The 18,187-nt window shown below is 75.1% G+C and carries 2 protein-coding genes; both read right to left on the bottom strand.

Annotation, left to right across the window (positions count from 1 at the left end; translation table 11 throughout):
• Nucleotides 1–18 precede the first annotated feature (18 nt).
• Nucleotides 19–6,363, bottom strand: a complete 6,345-nt coding sequence (locus V6D49_RS15485) for an SDR family NAD(P)-dependent oxidoreductase (protein WP_340560320.1) — start codon at nt 6,361–6,363, stop codon at nt 19–21.
• Nucleotides 6,364–6,478: 115 nt separating this feature from the next.
• Nucleotides 6,479–18,187: an SDR family NAD(P)-dependent oxidoreductase gene (locus V6D49_RS15480; RefSeq protein WP_445330530.1), complete on the bottom strand. Its 11,709-nt coding sequence runs from the start codon at nt 18,185–18,187 to the stop codon at nt 6,479–6,481.

Genomic DNA, 18,187 nt, shown 5'->3' with positions numbered 1-18,187 from the left:
TCCCTTTCGTGGCTCGGACTACCGCTGGGTGTGGGCGGCTGCCAGGTCGCGGAGCTTGTCGAGCAGACCGGCCTCGCGCAGCTCGTCGATCGGGATGGCCGTCAGCAGGGCGCGGATCTCGGCGTCCTCCGGCGTGCCCTCCGCCGGCGTCGGCTCCGCCGCCGCGTCCGCCGCCTCGACGCCCTCCTCGGCCCCGGCGAGCGTCAGCAGCTGCCGAGTGATGGCCAGGGCCGACGGGTGGTCGAACACGAGGGTCGGCTCCATCTGCATGCCCGTGGCCCGGCTGAGCCGGTTGCTCAGCTCGACCGCGCTCAGCGAGTCGAAGCCGTACTCCTGCAGCGGGCGCTCCGGTTCGACGGCGTCCGCGGCGTCGTGCCCGAGGACGGCGGCGACCTGCGTCCGCACCAGGTCGAGGACCAGCGCCTCGCGGTCGGCCTCGGCCACGCCCGCGAGCCGCTTAGCCAGGGACTCGCCGGCCTCGGGCCCCTGGGCGGGCGCCCGCACGAGACCGCGCAGCAGCGGCGGCAGCATCCCGGCGGCGGCCTGACCGCGCAGGGCCGGCGCGTCCAGCTTCACCGGCGCGAGCAGCGGCAGGTCCAGGTCGAGTGCCTGGTCGAGGAGGTCCAGTCCGAGTTCGGCGGAGAGCGGACGGACCCCCATGCGCTGGAGCCGTGCGAGGTCGGTCTCGTCGAGCTGACCGGCCATCCCGGCCTCGCTCGCCCACAGGCCCCAGGCCAGTGAGACGGCCGGGAGGCCCTGCGCGTGCCGCCGCGCGGCGAGGGCGTCGAGGGAGGCGTTCGCGGCGGCGTAGTTGGCCTGCCCGGGGCTGCCGATCAGTGAGGCCACCGAGGAGAACAGCACGAACGCGGACAGGTCCATGGCGGAGGTGAGCTCGTGCAGGTGCCACGCCGCGTCGGCCTTGGGCGCCATCACCCGGTTGACCTGGTCCGGCGTCATCGACTCGACCACGCCGTCGTCGAGCAGGCCGGCCGCGTGGACGACGGCGGTGAGCGGCTCCTCCAGCGATCCGAGGAGGTCCGCCAGCCCGTCCCGGTCGGATACGTCACAGGCCGCGATCCGCACCGAGGCGCCGAGCGCCTCCAGTTCGGCGGTCAGCTCGGACGCGCCGTCGGCCGCCGGGCCCCGGCGGCTGACCAGCAGCAGCTTCTCGACGCCGTGCCGCCCGGCCAGGTGCCGGGCCACCTCGGCGCCCAGACCGCCGGTGCCGCCGGTGATGAGGACGTGGCCCTTCAGGTCCGGCGCCGCCGGAACCGTCAGCACCACCTTGCCGATGTTGCGACCCTCGCGCAGGAAGCGGAACGCGTCCTGGCTCTGCCGCACGTCCCAGGAGCGGACCGGCGAGAGCTTCAGCGCGCCCTGGTCGAACAGGCCGAGCAGCTCCCGCAGCATCTCCTGGAGCCGGTCCGGGCCGGACTCCATCAGGTCGAAGGACCGGTACCGCACGTCCGGGTGGTCGCCCGCCACGGTCTCCGGGTCGCGGATGTCGGCCTTGCCCATCTCGACGAACCGGCCGCCGCGCGGCAGCAGGTCCAGGGAGGCGTCGACGAACTCACCGGCGAGCGAGTTGAGGACGACGTCCATGCCGGCCCCGTCGGTGGCCGCCAGGAACGCCTCCCGGTAGCCGAGGTCGCGCGAGGACGAGATCCGCTCCTCCGGGACACCCAGGCCCTGGACCGCGTGCCACTTCGGCCGGCTCGCGGTCGCGAACACCTCCGCCCCCAGGTGACGGGCGAGCTGCACGGCCGCCATGCCGACGCCACCGGCGGCGGCGTGGACGAGCACCCGCTCGCCCGCCTGCAGTCCGGCGAGGTGGACGAGTCCGTAGTAGGCGGTCAGGTACACCACCGGCACGGAGGCCGCCTCGGTGAACGACCACTCCTCGGGCATCGGGGCCACCATCCGGCGGTCCACCACGGCGAAGGGGCCGAAGGAGTCGCCGACCAGGCCGAACACGCGGTCGCCCGGCGCCAGGTCGGTGACCTCCGCACCCGTCTCCAGCACGATGCCGGAGGCCTCGGTGCCCATCTCCGCCTCACCGGGGTACATGCCGAGCGCGATCAGCACGTCGCGGAAGTTCAGCCCCGCCGCCCGCACCGCGATCCGCACCTCGCCCGGGGCGAGCGGGCGGCCGGCGTCCGACGGCAGGATCGTGAGGTCGTCGAGCGAGCCCTTGCGCCCGACCGACAGCTTCCACGGGCCCTCGGGCAGCGCACCGGCGCGGCCGAGGCGCGGGGCCAGGAACCGCCCGTCGCGCACGACGACCTGCGGCTCGTCGAGTTCGCTCAGCGCGCCCCAGTCCGGCTCGTCATCGCCGTCCAGGTCCACCAGCAGGAAGCGTCCGGGGTGCTCCGACTGGGCGCTGTGCACGAGCCCCCAGACCGCCGCCTGCGCGACGTCCGGCGTCTCGGTGCCGACGGCGACCGCACCCCGCGTCACGACGACCAGGCGGGCGTCCACGAGCCACTCGCTGCCCAGCCACTGCTGCACCAGCTCCAGCGCGGCCGCCGCGGCGCTCCGCGCCGCCGCGTCCACGTCCCCGGCCGGGGTGTCGACCGAGGCGAGCGCGAGGTCGGGCGCCTTGGCGCTCATGGCGATCTCGTCCTCGAGCGCGTACACGTTCACGAACCGCTCGCCCGACATCGGCAGGTCACCGAGGACCGCGAGCCGGACGTCCCGCCGCCCGGTGGCCGGGACCGTGGCCCAGTCCACCTGGTACAGCGAGCGCTGGGCGCCGCCGCGTCCGGCGCCGAGCTGCGCCGGGTCCACGGGGCGGACGGCCAGCTTGGCCACGCTCACCACGGGCTCGCCGGTCTCGGAGGTGACGGTGATGCTCACGGCCGACTCACCGGCCGGGGCGATCCGCACCCGGCCGCGCGTCGCGCCGCTCCTCCCGAGCCGGACGCCCGACCACGAGAAGGGCAGGCCCACCGGGTCGCCGGGGCGCACGTCCAGCATGCCGCCGTGCAGGGTGGCGTCGAACAGCGCGGGGTGGATGCCGAAGCCGGTGCCCGGCATGTCGTCGGCGAGCGCCACCTCGGCGTAGAACTCCTCGCCCGCACGCCACACCTGGCGGACGTTGCGGAAGGTGGGCCCGTAGTCGAAGCCGATGTCGGTCAGCAGGGCGTACAGCTCGTCGGCGGGCACGGCCTCGGCGGCCGGGGGCCACTCGGCCGGAGCGGCGGGCGCGGCGGGCGCGTCGGGGGCGAGGTGTCCACGGGCGTGACAGGTCACCTCCGGTGCCTCGTCGTCACCGCCGAACTCGGGGCGCGAATAGACGGCGACCTCGCGGCGCCCCTCCGCACCGGCCGGGCCGACGGCGACCCGCACGAGCCGGGTCACGCCCTCCGCGAAGGCCATCGGGGCCTCCAGGACGAGATCGTCGAGCACCGGGCAGTCGACCTCGCGGCCGGCGGCCATGGCCAGCTCGACGAGGCCCGTGCCGGGGATGATCGTCGTACCGAGCACGACGTGGTCGCGCGTCCACGGGTGGCTGTCGGTGGAGACCCGGCCGGTGAACAGCCACTCGTCCCGGTCCCCCACCTGGGCCCCACCGGCCAGGATCGCGTGCTCGACCGCGCCCAGGCCGACCGCCGCCGCGTCACCGGAGGCACCGCCCGACTGCCAGTACCGCTCGGCCCGGAAGGCGTAGGTCGGCAGGGCGACGCGCCGGGCGGCCGTCCCCGCGTAGAAGCCGGACCAGTCGACCGGCACCCCGGCGACCTGGGCCGCGCCCAGGAAGCGGGCGAAGGTCCCCGCCTCGGAGTGCTTGGCCCGCAGTGCGGCCGCGAACACGGCGTCGGAGCCGGTGTCGACGCACAGCCGGGCCATCGCCGTCAGGACGGCGTCGGGGCCGAGCTCCAGGAAGCGGCGGACGCCCAGGTCGTGCAGCGTCCGCACGCCGTCGGCGAACCGGACCGCCTGCCGCACATGCGCCACCCAGTAGTCGGCGTCGCACATCTCCGACGACACCGGCTTCCCGGAGACGTTGGAGACGATCGGGATGCGCGGCTCGGAGAACCGCAGCCCCTCGGCGACCTCGCGGAACTCCGCCAGCATGGGCTCCATGCGCGGCGAGTGGAACGCGTGCGACACCCGCAGCCGCGTCGTCCTGCGCCCGTCCCAGCGCGGCAGCCACTCCTCGACGGCGTCGGCGTCGCCGGAGACGACGACGGCCCGGGGGCCGTTCACGGCCGCCAGGTCGAGCCGGCCCTCGAAGCCGGCCAGGGACTCGACGACCTCGGCCTCCTCGGCCTGGACGGCCACCATCGCCCCACCGGCGGGCAGCGCGCCCATCAGCCGGCCGCGCGCGACCACCAGGGCGCAGGCGTCCTTCAGGGACAGCACCTCCGCCACGTGGGCGGCGACGATCTCGCCCACCGAGTGGCCGATGAGGTAGTCCGGGCGGATTCCGCACGCCTCCGCCAGGCGGTACAGCGCGACCTCGACGGCGAACAGGCACACCTGGGTGAACGCGGTCGAGTCCAGCAGGGCCGCGTCGTCCGAGCCCTCCTCGGCGGCCAGCAGCTCCCGCACCGACCGGCCGACCAGCGGGTCCAGCTCGGCGCAGACCTCGTCCAGCGCCTCGGCGAACCGGGTGTGCCGCTCGGCGAGTTCGGCGCCCATCCGGGCCCGCTGGGAGCCCTGGCCGGTGAAGAGGACGGCCGTGGTGTCGCCGACCGGGCGGCCCTCGACCACCGCGGTGGCGGGCTCGCCCGCCGCCAGGGAGGCCAGGCCCGCCAGCAGCTCGTCGCGGGTGGACGCCACCACGGCCGCGCGGTTCTCCAGGTGCGCCCGGGTGGTGGCGGCGGTGAGCCCCACGTCGGCCGGGGTCGGCCCGGGCCGCTCGGCGAGGTGGGCGCGCAGCCGCTCGGCCTGGGCACGCAGCCCGGCCTCGCCACGGCCGGAGACCAGCACCGGCACCGGACCGGCCGGTCGGCCGGTCTCGGCCTCGGTCTCGGCCGTGTCCTCGGCGGGGGCCTCCTCCAGGATCACGTGCGCGTTGGTGCCGCTGACACCGAACGACGACACGCCCACGCGGCGCGGCTGCCGCGCGGCGGGCCACGGGCGCTCCCGCGTCAGCAGCTCGACGGCGCCGGACTCCCAGTCGATGTGCGGGGAGGGCTCCTCCACGTGCAGCGTGCGGGGCAGCGTCTCGTGCCGCATGGCCTGCACCATCTTGATGACACCGGCGACACCGGCGGCGGCGGAGCTGTGGCCGATGTTCGACTTGATCGAGCCGAGGTACAGCGGATCGCCCGCCCGCTCCCGGCCGTACGTCGCCAGCAGGGCACGCGCCTCGATCGGGTCGCCCAGCGTGGTCCCCGTGCCGTGCCCCTCGACGGCGGCCACCTCGGCCGGGGCGAGGCCCGCGTTCGCCAGGGCCGCGCGGATGACCCGCTCCTGGGCGGGGCCGTTCGGCGCGGTCAGGCCGTTGCTCGCGCCGTCCTGGTTGACCGCACTGCCGCGCACGACGGCGAGCACCCGGTGGCCCTTGCGGCGGGCGTCCGAGAGCCGCTCCACCACGAGCAGCCCGGCGCCGTCGGAGAACCCGGTCCCGTCGGCCGTCGCCGCGTAGGACTTGCAGCGCCCGTCCGGCGCCAGGCCGCGCTGCCGGCTGAACTCCTGGAACAGGAACGGCCCCGCGAGGACGGTGACGCCGCCGACGAGCGCCATCGAGCACTCGCCCGAACGCAGCGCCTGCGCCGCCAGATGCAGCGCGACCAGGGACGAGGAGCACGCCGTGTCCACCGACACGGCCGGGCCCTCCAGGCCCAGTGTGTAGGAGATCCGGCCGGAGACGACGCTCGTCGACTTGCCGGTGAGCCGGTAGCCCTCCAGCTCCGGCGACTGGTCACCGTAGTCCGAGGTGATCACACCGCAGAAGACCCCGGTGTCGCTGCCGCGCAGGGAGGTCGGGTCGATCCCGGCGCTCTCCAGGCCCTCCCACGCCGCCGTGAGCATCAGCCGCTGCTGGGGGTCCATGGCCAGCGCCTCGCGGGGGCTCACACCGAAGAACTCGGCGTCGAACCCGGCCGCGTCCTCGACGAAGCCGCCGCCACGGGTGGTCACCTTGCCGGGCTGCTCCGGGTCCGGGTCGTAGAGCCGCTCGGCGTCCCAGCCACGGTCGCCGGGCATGTCGGAGACGGCGTCACGGCCCGAGGCCACCAGCTCCCACAGGTCCTCGGGGGAGCTCACCCCGCCGGGATAGCGGCAGCTCATCCCGACGATGGCCAGCGGCTCGCCGGCCTGGGCGCGGATGCGCTGGTTCTCCTGCCGCAGGCGCTCGGTCTCCTTGAGCGAGTCCCGGAGTGCCTCGACGAGCTCGTTCTGTCCGATGGTCATGAGTGGTTCACCTTCGTGTCGGGACGCCCCGGGGCGTCACCTTGGTGTCGGGACGCCTTAGGGGCGAGCGCGTTGGGCTCGTTGCACACGTGCGGGTGCTTCCGGTGGGTGGAGGTCATGCGGTGTCCCCCCGGGCCATGCGGACGAGGTCCGCCGCGTCCATGTCGTCGATCGACACGGCGGCCGCCCCCTCGGCCGGAGCACCGGCGTGCGAGGCGTCGTCGGCCAGGGAGCGCAGGGTGTCGAGCAACCCGGCCTGGCGCAGCCGGGCGACGGGGATGGAGGCCACCAGCGCGCGGATGTCGTCGTCCTCCGACCGGGAGCCCGCCGCCCCCGCCTCCGGCGCCACGACCGAGACGAGATGCTCGGCGATCGCGGCCGGGGTCGGGTGGTCGAAGACCAGGGTGGCGGGCAGGCGCACGCCGGTGGCCTGCGCCAGCCCGTTGCGCAGCTCGACCGCGCTGAGCGAGTCGAACCCGAGCTCCTTGAACGCCCGGCCGGGCTCGACGGCGTCCGCCGACGCGTGGCCGAGGACGGCGGCGACCTGGGCCCGCACGACGTCGAGCACCACCCGCGCCCGGTTCGCCTCGGCGACCCCGGCCAGCCGCTGGGCCAGCGAGCCGCCGCCGGTCCGCTGGACCGGTGCGAGGCCGCGCATCAGCGCGGGCAGCATGCCGCCGCGCGCCTGGGCCCGCAGGGTGGGCAGGTCCAGCCGCATCGGGGCGAGCAGCGCGGCACCGGCCGTCAGGGCCTGGTCGAACAGGGCGAGGCCGAGCTCCGTGGAGATCGCGCCGACGCCCATGCGGGCCAGCCGGGCGAGCGCGGCCTCGTCCATGTCCCCGGTCATGCCGGTGGAGTCGGCCCACAGGCCCCAGGCGAGCGAGGTGGCGGGCAGGCCCCGGGCCCGGCGGGCGGCGGCGAGCGCGTCCAGTGCGGCGTTGGCCGCCGCGTAGTTCGCCTGGCCCGGGCTGCCGATCAGCGCCGCCGCCGAGGAGAACAGGACGAACGCCGACAGGTTCGTCCCTGCGGTCAGTTCGTGCAGGTGGAGGGCGGCGTCCACCTTCGGCCGCATCACCCGCTCGACCTGCTCCGGGGTGAGCTGGTCGACCACTCCGTCGTCGAGCACCCCGGCCGTGTGGACGATCATCGTCAACGGCCGGTCCAGCGAGGCCAGGAGCTTGGCGACCTCGTCCCGGTCCGACACGTCGCAGGCGAGCACCCGGGCGTCGCAGCCCGCCGCGCTCAGCTCGGCGACGAGGTCCGCGGCGCCCTCGGCCGCCGGACCACGGCGGCTCACCAGGAGCAGACGCCTGGCCGCGTGCGCCGTCGCCAGGTGCCGGGCGGCCAGCGCGCCGAGACCACCGGTGCCACCGGTGATCAGCACCGTGCCGTCGGGGTCGAAGGACACCTCGGTGCCCCGGTCCACCGCGCGCACCAGCCGGGGCGCGAGCACCCGGCCGCCGCGCACCGCGACGCGGGGCTCGTCCAGCCCGGCCAGCGACGCCCACACCGGCTCGGCCACCGGCTCGGCCGCGTCGGCGTCCACGAGCATGAACCGGCCCGGGTACTCGGCCTGCGCGCTGTGCACCAGGCCCCAGACCGCGCCCTGGGCGACGTCGGCCGACTCGCCGTCCACGGCCGCCGCGTTGCGGGTGGCCACGACGAGCCGCGCCGCACGCAGCGGCTCGCTCGCGAGCCACCGCCGCACCAGCTCCAGGGCGCCGACCGCGCTCACGCGCGCCGCGTCGGCGGTCGCGTCGCCCGGGGCGCCGCCACCGGCCGCGGCGAGCACGAGGTCCGGCACCGGGGCACCGTCGACGAGCGCCTGTTCCAGGGCGGCGAGATCGGCGAACCGCTCACCGGGCGCCGTCAGGTCCCCGAGGACGGCGATCCGCACGTCCCGCGACGCCGCCGGGGAGGCCGTCGGGGAGACCGCCGTCCACTCGACGCCGAAGAGCGACTGGGCCGCGTCCCGCTGGGCGTTCGCCAACTGGGCGGGCTCGACCGGTCGCATGACCAGCCGCTCCATGCTCAGCACCGGCTCCCCCTGCTCTCCGGTGATGTCGACGCGGAACGCCGAGTCACCGGCCGGGGTGATGCGGGCCCGCACCCGGGAGCGTCCGGTCTGACCCACGCGCACCCCGGTCCACGAGAACGGCAGCACGGCCGCGACGTCCTCTCCCTGCTCCAGCAGCGACCCGTGCATCGCGGCGTCGAAGAGGGCGGGATGCACGCCCCAGCCCTCGCCGCCGGTGTCCTCCGGCAGCGCCACCTCGGCGTAGACGGTGCCGTCGGCCGGGTCCCCGGCCCGCCACACCGCGCGCACGCCGTGGAACATCGGACCGTAGGCGTAGCCGAGGTCGGCCATGCCGCCGTAGAGGTCCTCCACCGAGGCGGGGCGCGCGTCCTGCGGCGGCCACACCGTCTGCCACTGCGTCTGGGACTGCGTCTGCGACTGGGGGGACGGCTCGTCGTCCCGCGCCAGCCGGCCGCGTCCGTGGCAGACGGTCTCGGGCCGCTCGTCGTCCGTGCCGCGCTCCGGGCGGGAGTACAGCGCCACCTCACGGCGGCCGTCCTCCCCGGCGGGGCCGACGGTGACCTGGAGCTGCCGGGTCACGGACGGGTCGAGCAGCAGCGGTGCCTCCAGCACCAGTTCGTCCAGCACCGGTGTCTCCACGTGCCGCCCGGCGGCGAGGGCCAGTTCGACCAGGGCCGTGCCGGGGACGATCGTGGCCCCGAGGACGACGTGGTCCCGCGTCCAGGGCTGGGTGTCGGTGGAGAGACGGCCGGTGAACATCCACTCGTCCCGGTCGCCGACCCGCACCGCACCGGCGAGCATCGGGTGGTCGACGGTCCCGAGCCCGGACGCGGTCGCGTCCCCGGCTCCGAGGCCGCCGGAGGGGGCGAGCCAGTAGTGGCGGCGCTGGAAGGCGTAGGTCGGCAGCTCGACGCGCCGGGCGCCCGGGAAGCAGGCGTGCCAGTCCACCGGCACCCCGGCGGCGTGCGCGCGGCCCAGGAAGCCGGCGAACGTCTCCGCCTCGGGGTGCTTGGCCCGCAGGGCGGGGAGGAAGACCGTCTCGGCGCTCTCGGCACCCTCGGCACCCTCGGCGGTGTCGGCGTCCAGGCACTGGCGGGCCATCGCGGTGAGCACCGCGTCCGGCCCCAGCTCCAGGAACCTCCGGACCCCCAGACCGTGCAGCGTCGTCACGCCGTCGTGGAAGCGCACGGCCTGCCGCACGTGCCGCACCCAGTAGTCCGCGTCGAAGGCGGACACCGGCTCACCGGTCACGTTGGAGACGACCGGAATCCGAGGCTCCGCATACCGCAGCCCCTCGGCCACCGCGCGGAACTCCGCCAGCATCGGCTCCATGTGCGGGGAGTGGAAGGCGTGCGACACCCGCAGCCGCGAGGTCCTGCGGTCCCGCCAGGACGGGAGCCACTCCTCGGCGGCGTCCTCGTCACCCGAGACGACCACGGCGCGCGGCCCGTTGACGGCCGCGATCTCCAGCCGGCCCTCGAACCCGGCCAGCGACTGAGCCACCTCCGCCTCCGTGGCCTGCACCGCGACCATCGCCCCGCCGGTGGGCAGGGCGCCCATCAGCCGGCCCCGGGCGACGACCAGGGCGCACGCGTCGGGCAGCGACAGCACGCCCGCCGCGTGCGCGGCGGCCAGCTCACCGACCGAGTGGCCGATCAGGTAGTCCGGAGGCACCCCGAGCGACTCGAGCAGCCGGAACATCGCGACCTCGACGGCGAACAGCGCCACCTGCGTGAACTCCGTGGCGTCCAGCTCGCCGCCGGCCTCGGCCAGCAGCTCCCGCACCGACCGGCCGACCAGCGGGTCCAGCTCGGCGCACACGGCGTCCAACGCCCGGTCGAACGCCGGGAACGCGGCCGCCAACTCCAGCCCCATGCCCGGCCGCTGCGATCCCTGCCCGGTGAACAGGAAGGCCGTGCGGCCACCGACCGGGGAGACGCCGGCGCTCACCGCCGCCAGGGCGGTCAGCAGTTCCTCCCGCTCCCGGGCCACCACCACGGCACGGCGCTCCAGCAGGGCCCGCGTCGTCACCGCCGTGAACGCCACATCCGGGACGGACAGCTCCGGCCGCGCGAGGAGATGCGCCCGCAGCCGCTCCGCCTGGGCGGACAGGGCCTCGTCGTTCCGGGCGGAGAGCACCACCGGAAGCGCACCGCTCGGCGCAGCGGCCCCGTCCCGCCCGTCCCCGACGGGCGCCGGCTCCTCGGCGGGCGCCTCCTCCAGGATCACGTGCGCGTTGGTGCCACTGACGCCGAAACTCGACACGGCCGCACGGCGCGGACGCCCCGGGGCGGTCCACTCCCGCGACTCCGTCAGCAGCTCGACGGCGTCGGGCCGCCAGTCGATGTGCGGGGAGGGCTCGTCCGCGTGCAGCGTCGCGGGGAGCGTCCCGTGCCGCATGGCCTGCACCATCTTGATCACACCGGCGACACCGGCGGCGGCGGAGCTGTGGCCGATGTTCGACTTGATCGAGCCGAGGTACAGCGGCGCGTCCTCCCGCTCCCGGCCGTAGGTGGCCAGCAGCGCCTGGGCCTCGATCGGGTCGCCCAGCGTGGTGCCCGTGCCGTGGCCCTCGACCGTGTCCACGTCGGAGGGCCGCAGGTCGGCGTTGGCCAGCGCCGCGCGGATGACGCGCTCCTGGGCCGGGCCGTTGGGCGCCGTCAGGCCGTTGCTCGCGCCGTCCTGGTTGATCGCACTGCCCCGGATCACGGCCAGCACCCGGTGGCCCCGGCGCCGGGCCTCGGAGAGCCGCTCCACGACGAGCAGGCCCAGCCCGTCCGAGAAGCCCGTCCCGTCGGCGGAGGCCCCGTAGGCCTTGCACCGGCCGTCGGGGGCGAGACCGCGCTGCCGGCTGAAGTCGATCAGGAGGTTCGGCGCCGCCATGACGGAGACCCCGCCGACGAGCGCCATCGAGCACTCGCCCGAACGCAGCGCCTGCGCCGCCAGATGCAGCGCGACCAGGGACGAGGAACAGGCCGTGTCCACCGACACCGCGGGCCCCTCGAGGCCCAGGCTGTAGGCGACGCGTCCCGAGGCCACGCTGGTCGTCGTGCCGGTCAGGTGGTACCCGTCGGTCTCCGGGCGGACGGAGGCTCCGTAGCCGGAGTTCACCGCACCGCAGAACACACCGGTGTCGGTGCCGCGCAGGGAGGCCGGGTCGATCCCCGCGTTCTCGAACGCCTCCCAGGACGCCTCCAGCAGCAGGCGCTGCTGCGGGTCCATGGCGAGCGCCTCGCGCGGGCTGATCCCGAAGAAGTCCGCGTCGAAGTCACCGACCCCGTCGACGAATCCGCCGGCGCGGGTGTAGAGGGTGCCCGGCCGGTCCGGGTCCGGGTCGTAGAGCCGCTCCAGGTCCCAGCCGCGATCGGTGGGCAGCGGGCTCATCGCGTCGCGGCCCGAGGCCACCAGCTCCCACAGCTCGTCCGGCGAGGTCACGCCACCGGGGTACCGGCAGCTCATCCCGACGACGGCCAGCGGCTCGTCGGCGTCCGTCCGGGCGGGACGGCTCCGCGGCGCCGGGCGCGTCTCCTCGACGGCCCCGCCGATCTCGGCCAGCAGCAGCCGGGCGACGGCGACCGGGTTCGGGTGGTCGAACACGAGCGTGGCGGGCAGCCGCAGTCCGGTGAGCCGGGAGAGGCGGTTGCGCAGTTCGACGGCGCTGAGCGAGTCGAAGCCGAGCTCCCGAAAGGCCCGTTCCGCGTCGATCGCGGCGGGGGAGGCGTGTCCGAGCACGGAGGCGATCTGCGCGAGCACCAGCTCCAGCACGACCTGCTCCCGGTCGGCCTCGGGGACGCCCGCGAGCCGTCGGCTCCACGACCCGCCCCCGTCGCCGGCCCGCGCCGGGGCCCGCACCAGGCCGCGCAGCAGCGGCGGCAGCAGGCCCGCCCTCGCCTGGGCACGCAGCACGGCCGGGTCCAGGGTGACGGGCGCGAGCAGCGCGGCGTCCGCCCGGAGGGACAGGTCGAACAGCTCCCGTCCGCGTTCGGCGGTGAGCGCGGTGACGCCCATCCGCTCCAGCCGGGCGAGTTCGGTCTGCTCCAGCTCCCCGGTCATGCCGGTGGCGTCGCCCCACAGCCCCCAGGCGAGCGCGGTGGCGGGCAGGCCCTCCGCGCGGCGGGCCGAGGCGAGCGCGTCCAGAGCGGCGTTGGCCGCCGCGTAGTTCGCCTGACCGGGGCTGCCGATCAGGGCGGCGACCGAGGAGAACAGCACGAAGGCCGACAGATCGGCGTCTGCGGTCAGTTCGTGCAGATGCAGGGCGGCGTCCACCTTCGGCCGCAGGACGCGGTCCACCTGCTCCGGGGTGAGCTGCTCGACCACACCGTCGTCGAGCACGCCCGCACTGTGGATCACCGCGGTGAGCGGTCGGTCCACCGACGCCAGCAGCGCGGCCAGTTGCTCCCGGTCCGCGACGTCACACGCCGCCACCCGGACGCTCGCGCCCTCCGCCTCCAGCTCGGCGACGAGCTCGCCGACCCCGGGGGCGTCGGCACCACGGCGGCTCACCAGCAGCAGGTGGCGGGCACCGTGCCGGGTCACCGCGTGCCGGGCGAACAGGGCGCCGAGACCACTGGTACCGCCGGTGATCAGCACGGTGCCGTGCGGGTCCAGCGGCGCCGGGACGGTGAGCACGACCTTGCCGACGTTGTGGCCCTCGCGCAGGAACCGGAAGGCCTCCTCGCCCCGGCGCACGTCCCAGGTCCGCACCGGCGCGTGGGTCAGCACACCGCGCTCGAACAGCGCGATGATCTCGGCCAGCATCTCCCGGAGACGGTCGACCCCGGCGGCCTCGAAGGTGTCGAACGACGTGTACCGCACGCCGTGGTGCTCCCGGACCACGGTCTCCGGGTCCCGGAGGTCGGCCTTGCCCATCTCGACGAACCGCCCGCCACGGGGCAGCAGATCCAGCCCCGCGTCGACGAACTCGCCCGCGAGCGCGCCCACGACGACGTCCATGCCGGAGCCGTCGGTGGCCTCCAGAAACGCCTGCCGGAAGCCGAGGTCGCGCGAGGAGGCGATCCGGTCGGCGGGCACGCCCAGCGCGCGCACGGCGTCCCACTTGGCCGGGCTCGCCGTGGCGAACACCTCGGCCCCGAGGTGACGCGCCAGTTGCACGGCGGCCGTTCCCACACCGCCGGCGGCGGCGTGGACGAGGACCTTCTCGCCCGGCCGCACCCCGGCGAGGTCCACCAGGGCGCAGTACGCCGTGAGGTGGGCGACCGGCACGGCGGCCGCCTGCGCGAAGGTCCATCCCGCCGGGATCGCGGTGACCAGACGCCGGTCGGCGACCGCGAGGGGCCCGAAGGACTCCAGGACGCAGCCGAACACGGAGTCGCCCGGCGCCAGGTCCGTCACATCGGAGCCGACCTCGACCACGACGCCCGCCGCCTCGCTGCCCAGCGGCACGTCGCCCGGGTACGTCCCGAGCGCGATCAGCACGTCACGGAAGTTCAGGCCCGCGGCCCGGACCGCGATCCGCACCTCCCCCGCACCGAGCGGCCGGGCACCGTCGGACGGCACGACGGCCAGGTCCTCCAGCGAGCCCTTCCGCCGGGTCGACAGCCGCCACGCGTCGTCGGACGGCACGGCCGGGACCCGGGCCAGGCGCGGGGCCAGCACTTTGCCCTCCCGGAGGGCGAGCTGGGGCTCGTCGAGGTCGAGCAGCGCGCCCCAGTCGGGCGCCTCGTCGCCCCCGGCGGCCGGGCCTCCCACGTCCACGAGCACGAACCGGCCCGGGTGCTCGGACTGGGCGCTGCGCAGCAGACCGCACACCGAGGCCTGGGCCGGGTCGGCCGACTCGTCCGCGCCCCCGGCGGCGACACCGCCACGGGTGACCACGACGAGCCGGGAACCGGCGAAGTGCTCCCCGGCCAGCCACCGTTGGACGAGCGCCAGCGCCTCCGCCGCCACCGAGCGCACGGCGGATCCGTCGTCGCCGTCACCGCCGAGGGTGGCGACGACCGCCTCGGGTGCGGCCGCTCCGGCCGCGAGGTCCTGCGCCAGCGCGTCGAGGTCCGGGTGGTCCGTACCGAGCACGGCCACGGCGGCCGGGCGCGGCGTCGTCTCGACGGGGGTCCAGGTGAGCTGGAACAGCGCGTTCGCGTGGGCGCCCCGGGCCCGGTCGAGCTGCCCGGGCTCCACGGCCCGGAACACCAGCTTGTCCATGCTCATGACCGGCTCGCCCTGTTCGTCGACGACGTCGACGCGCAGGGTGGACTTCCCCGTGTTGGCCACGCGCACCCGGGCCGTGGTGGCCGGGGTCGAGCCGATGCGGACGCCGGACCAGGAGAACGGCAGAACGACCGACTCCCCCGGCTCCTTCTCCAGGAGCCCGCCGTGCATGGCGGCGTCGAGGAGCCCGGGATGGACGGCGAAACCGCCGCCGTCCGCACCGTCCGGGAGCGCGATCTCCGCGTACACCTCGTCCCGCGCACGCCACACCGAGCGCACACACTGGAACAACGGACCGTAGTCGTAGCCGAGATCGGCCATGCCCTCGTACAGCGCGTCCACCGAGGCCTGCTCCGCCTCCTCCGGCGGCCACACCTCCTGCCACGCGGCCCGCCGCACGGTGGCGGGCTCGGACTCCGGCGCGAGCCAGCCCCGCCCGTGGCACGTGGGCTCGGTCGGCTCGTCGTCCTCGGCCGTCTCCACAGCGGAGAAGACGGCGACCTCGCGGCGGCCGTCCTCCCCGGCCGCCCCGACGGTGACCTGCACCCGCACCGTCGCGTCCGCGTCCAACAGCAGCGGGGCCGCGAGCACCAGCTCGTCGAGTACGGCGCAGTCGAGGTGGCGCCCGGCGGTCACGGCCATCTCGGCCAGGGCCACGCCCGGCACGACGACACTGCCGAGGACCTCGTGGTCGCGCGTCCAGGGCTGCGACTCCTGGGAGAGGCGCCCGGTGTAGACCCACTCGTCGCGGTCGCCGACCGGCACGGCCGCGACCAGCACCGGGTGCTCCACCCGGCGCTGCCCGGCGGCCGACGCGTCACCGGAACCCGTCGCCGAGCTCTGCCAGAACCGTTGGCGCTGGAAGGCGTAGGTGGGCAGGGGGACGCGCTGGGCGCCGGTGTCGGCGTAGTACGCCGCCCAGTCGACGGCCACTCCGGCCGTGTGCGCCTCGGACAGGGAGGTGACGAAGCGGCGCAGGCCGCCCTCGTCCCGGCGCAGGGAGCCCACGGTGGCCGCCCGACCCTCGACCGTCTGCTCGACGGCCATGGTCAGCACCGGGTGCGGGGACATCTCCAGGAAACACCCGGCACCGTGGTCCAGCAACGCCCGGACGGCGGGCTCGAAGCCGACCCGGCCCCGCAGGTTGCGGTACCAGTACCCGGCATCCATCGTCGCGGTGTCGATGAAGCCACCGGTGGCCGAGGAGTAGAACGGCACCGTGCCGGAGACCGGCCTCACCGGGGCCAGCGCCTCCAGCAGCTCCGCCTCGATCGCCTCCACGTGGTCGGTGTGCGAGGCGTAGTCCACCGCCACCCGGCGGGCCCGCACCCCGTCCGCCTCACAGACGGCCCGCAACTCATCCAACGCGCCCGGCTCACCCGCGACCACCACCGAACCCGGACTGTTCACCGCCGCGACCGACACCCGGCCCGCATACGACGCGAGCAACTCCTCCGCCCGCTCCACCGGCAGCGAGACCGACATCATCCCGCCGTGACCGGCCAGCCGCTCCAACACCAGACGGCTGCGCAACGCCACCACCCGCGCACCGTCCTCCAACGACAACCCACCCGCCACACACGCAGCAGCGATCTCCCCCTGCGAATGACCCACCACCACCGACGGCTCCACACCGAAGGACCGCCACAACGCCGCCAGCGACACCATCACCGCCCACAACGCAGGCTGCACCACATCCACCCGCTCAAGCGACGGCGCACCCGCAACCCCACGCAACACATCCTCAAGCGACCACTCCACAAACGGAGACAGCGCCTCCGCACACTCCGCCAACCGCGCCGCGAACACCGGCGAAGCATCCAGCAACTCCACCGCCATACCCACCCACTGCGCCCCCTGCCCCGGGAACACAAACACCGACTTGCCACCCACAGCACGGCCCTCGACGACGGAGTCGGAGGGCTCACCCGCCGACAACGCAGCCAGTCCGGCCAGCAGCTCATCCTGATCAGCGGCCACCACCGCGGCACGGTGCTCCAGATGCGCCCGCGTCGTGGCGGCCGAGAAGCCGACGTCCACCAGCGGAAGCTCCGGCCGCGCGGTCAACAGCGCCCGCACCCGGTCGGCCTGCTCCCGCAACGCCGCCTCACTCCGCGCCGAGACCGGCACCGGCACCGGCACCGGCACCGGCACCACCGACGGGGAGACGCCCTGGTCACCCTCCTCGACGGCCTCCGGCTCCTCGGCGGGGGCCTCCTCCAGGATCACGTGCGCGTTGGTGCCACTGACACCGAACGACGACACCGCCGCCCGACGCGGACGACCCGACGCGGGCCACTCCCGCGCCTCCGCCAGCAGCTCCACCGCACCCGACTCCCAGTCCACATGCGGAGACGGCGCATCGACGTGCAAGGTCTGCGGCTGCACTCCGTACCGGAGCGCCTGGACCATCTTGATGACGCCGGCCACACCGGCGGCCGTGGAGCTGTGGCCGATGTTGGACTTGATCGAACCCAACCGCAGCGGCTCGCCGTTGCGGTCCCGGCCGTAGGTCGCCAACAGCGCCTGCGCCTCGATCGGGTCACCCAGCTTCGTCCCCGTGCCGTGACCCTCCACCACGTCCACATCGGAGGTGCCCAGACCCGCGTTCGCCAACGCCTGCCGAATCACCCGCTCCTGCGACGGACCGTTCGGCGCCGTCAGACCGTTGCTCGCACCGTCCTGATTCACCGCACTGCCGCGCAGCACCGCCAACACCCGGTGCCCCTTGCGCCGCGCCTCCGACAACCGCTCCAACACGACGAGTCCGAGCCCGTCGGAGAAGCCGGTGCCGTCCGCGGACGCGGAGTACGCCTTGCACCGTCCGTCCGGCGACAGCGCCCGCTGGCGGCTGAACTCGACGAAGAGGAAGGGCCCGGAGAGGATGGTGACGCCGCCGACCAGCGCCATCGAGCACTCGCCGTCCCGCAGGGCACGCGCGGCCAGGTGCAGTGCGACGAGGGACGAGGAGCACGCCGTGTCGACCGACACCGACGGCCCTTCCAGCCCGAGGGTGTAGGAGATCCGGCCGGACACCACGCTGGAGGTCGAGCCGGTCAGTCGCAGTCCCTCGATCTCCGGCAGGCTGCCCGCAGGGCCGACCGCGTAGTCCGAGGAGCCGACACCGCAGTACACGCCGGTGTCGCTGCCGCGCAGGGACGTCGGGTCGATGCCCGCGTCCTCGAAGGCCTCCCAGGCCGCCTCCAGCAGGAGCCGCTGCTGCGGGTCCATCGCGGTGGCCTCGCGCGGGCTGATCCCGAAGAACTCGGCGTCGAAGTCGCTGACACGGTCGACGAAGCCGCCGACCCGCGCGTAGGCCTTGCCGAGCTGTTCGGGGTCCGGGTCGTAGAGGCCCTCCAGGTCCCAGCCACGGTCGGTGGGCATCGGCGTCATGCCGTCGCGGCCCTCGGCGACGAGCTCCCACAGCTCCTCGGGCGAGGTCACGCCACCGGGGTAGCGGCAGCTCATGCCCACGATCGCCAGCGGCTCGCTCGCCCGGTCCTCGTACTCGCGCAGCCGCTCCCGCGCGTCGGACAGGTCGACGGCCATCTTCTTCAGGTAGCGGACGAGCTTTTCCTGCTGCGGCTCGTTCTGGGGGCCGGTGCCGGCCATGCTCAC

Source organism: Streptomyces sp. GSL17-111, assembly GCF_037911585.1.
In the GTDB taxonomy this organism is placed as follows: Bacteria; Actinomycetota; Actinomycetes; order Streptomycetales; family Streptomycetaceae; genus Streptomyces.
Note: the sequence above shows the minus strand (reverse complement) of the source record. Positions and strands in the feature narration are given on the sequence as shown.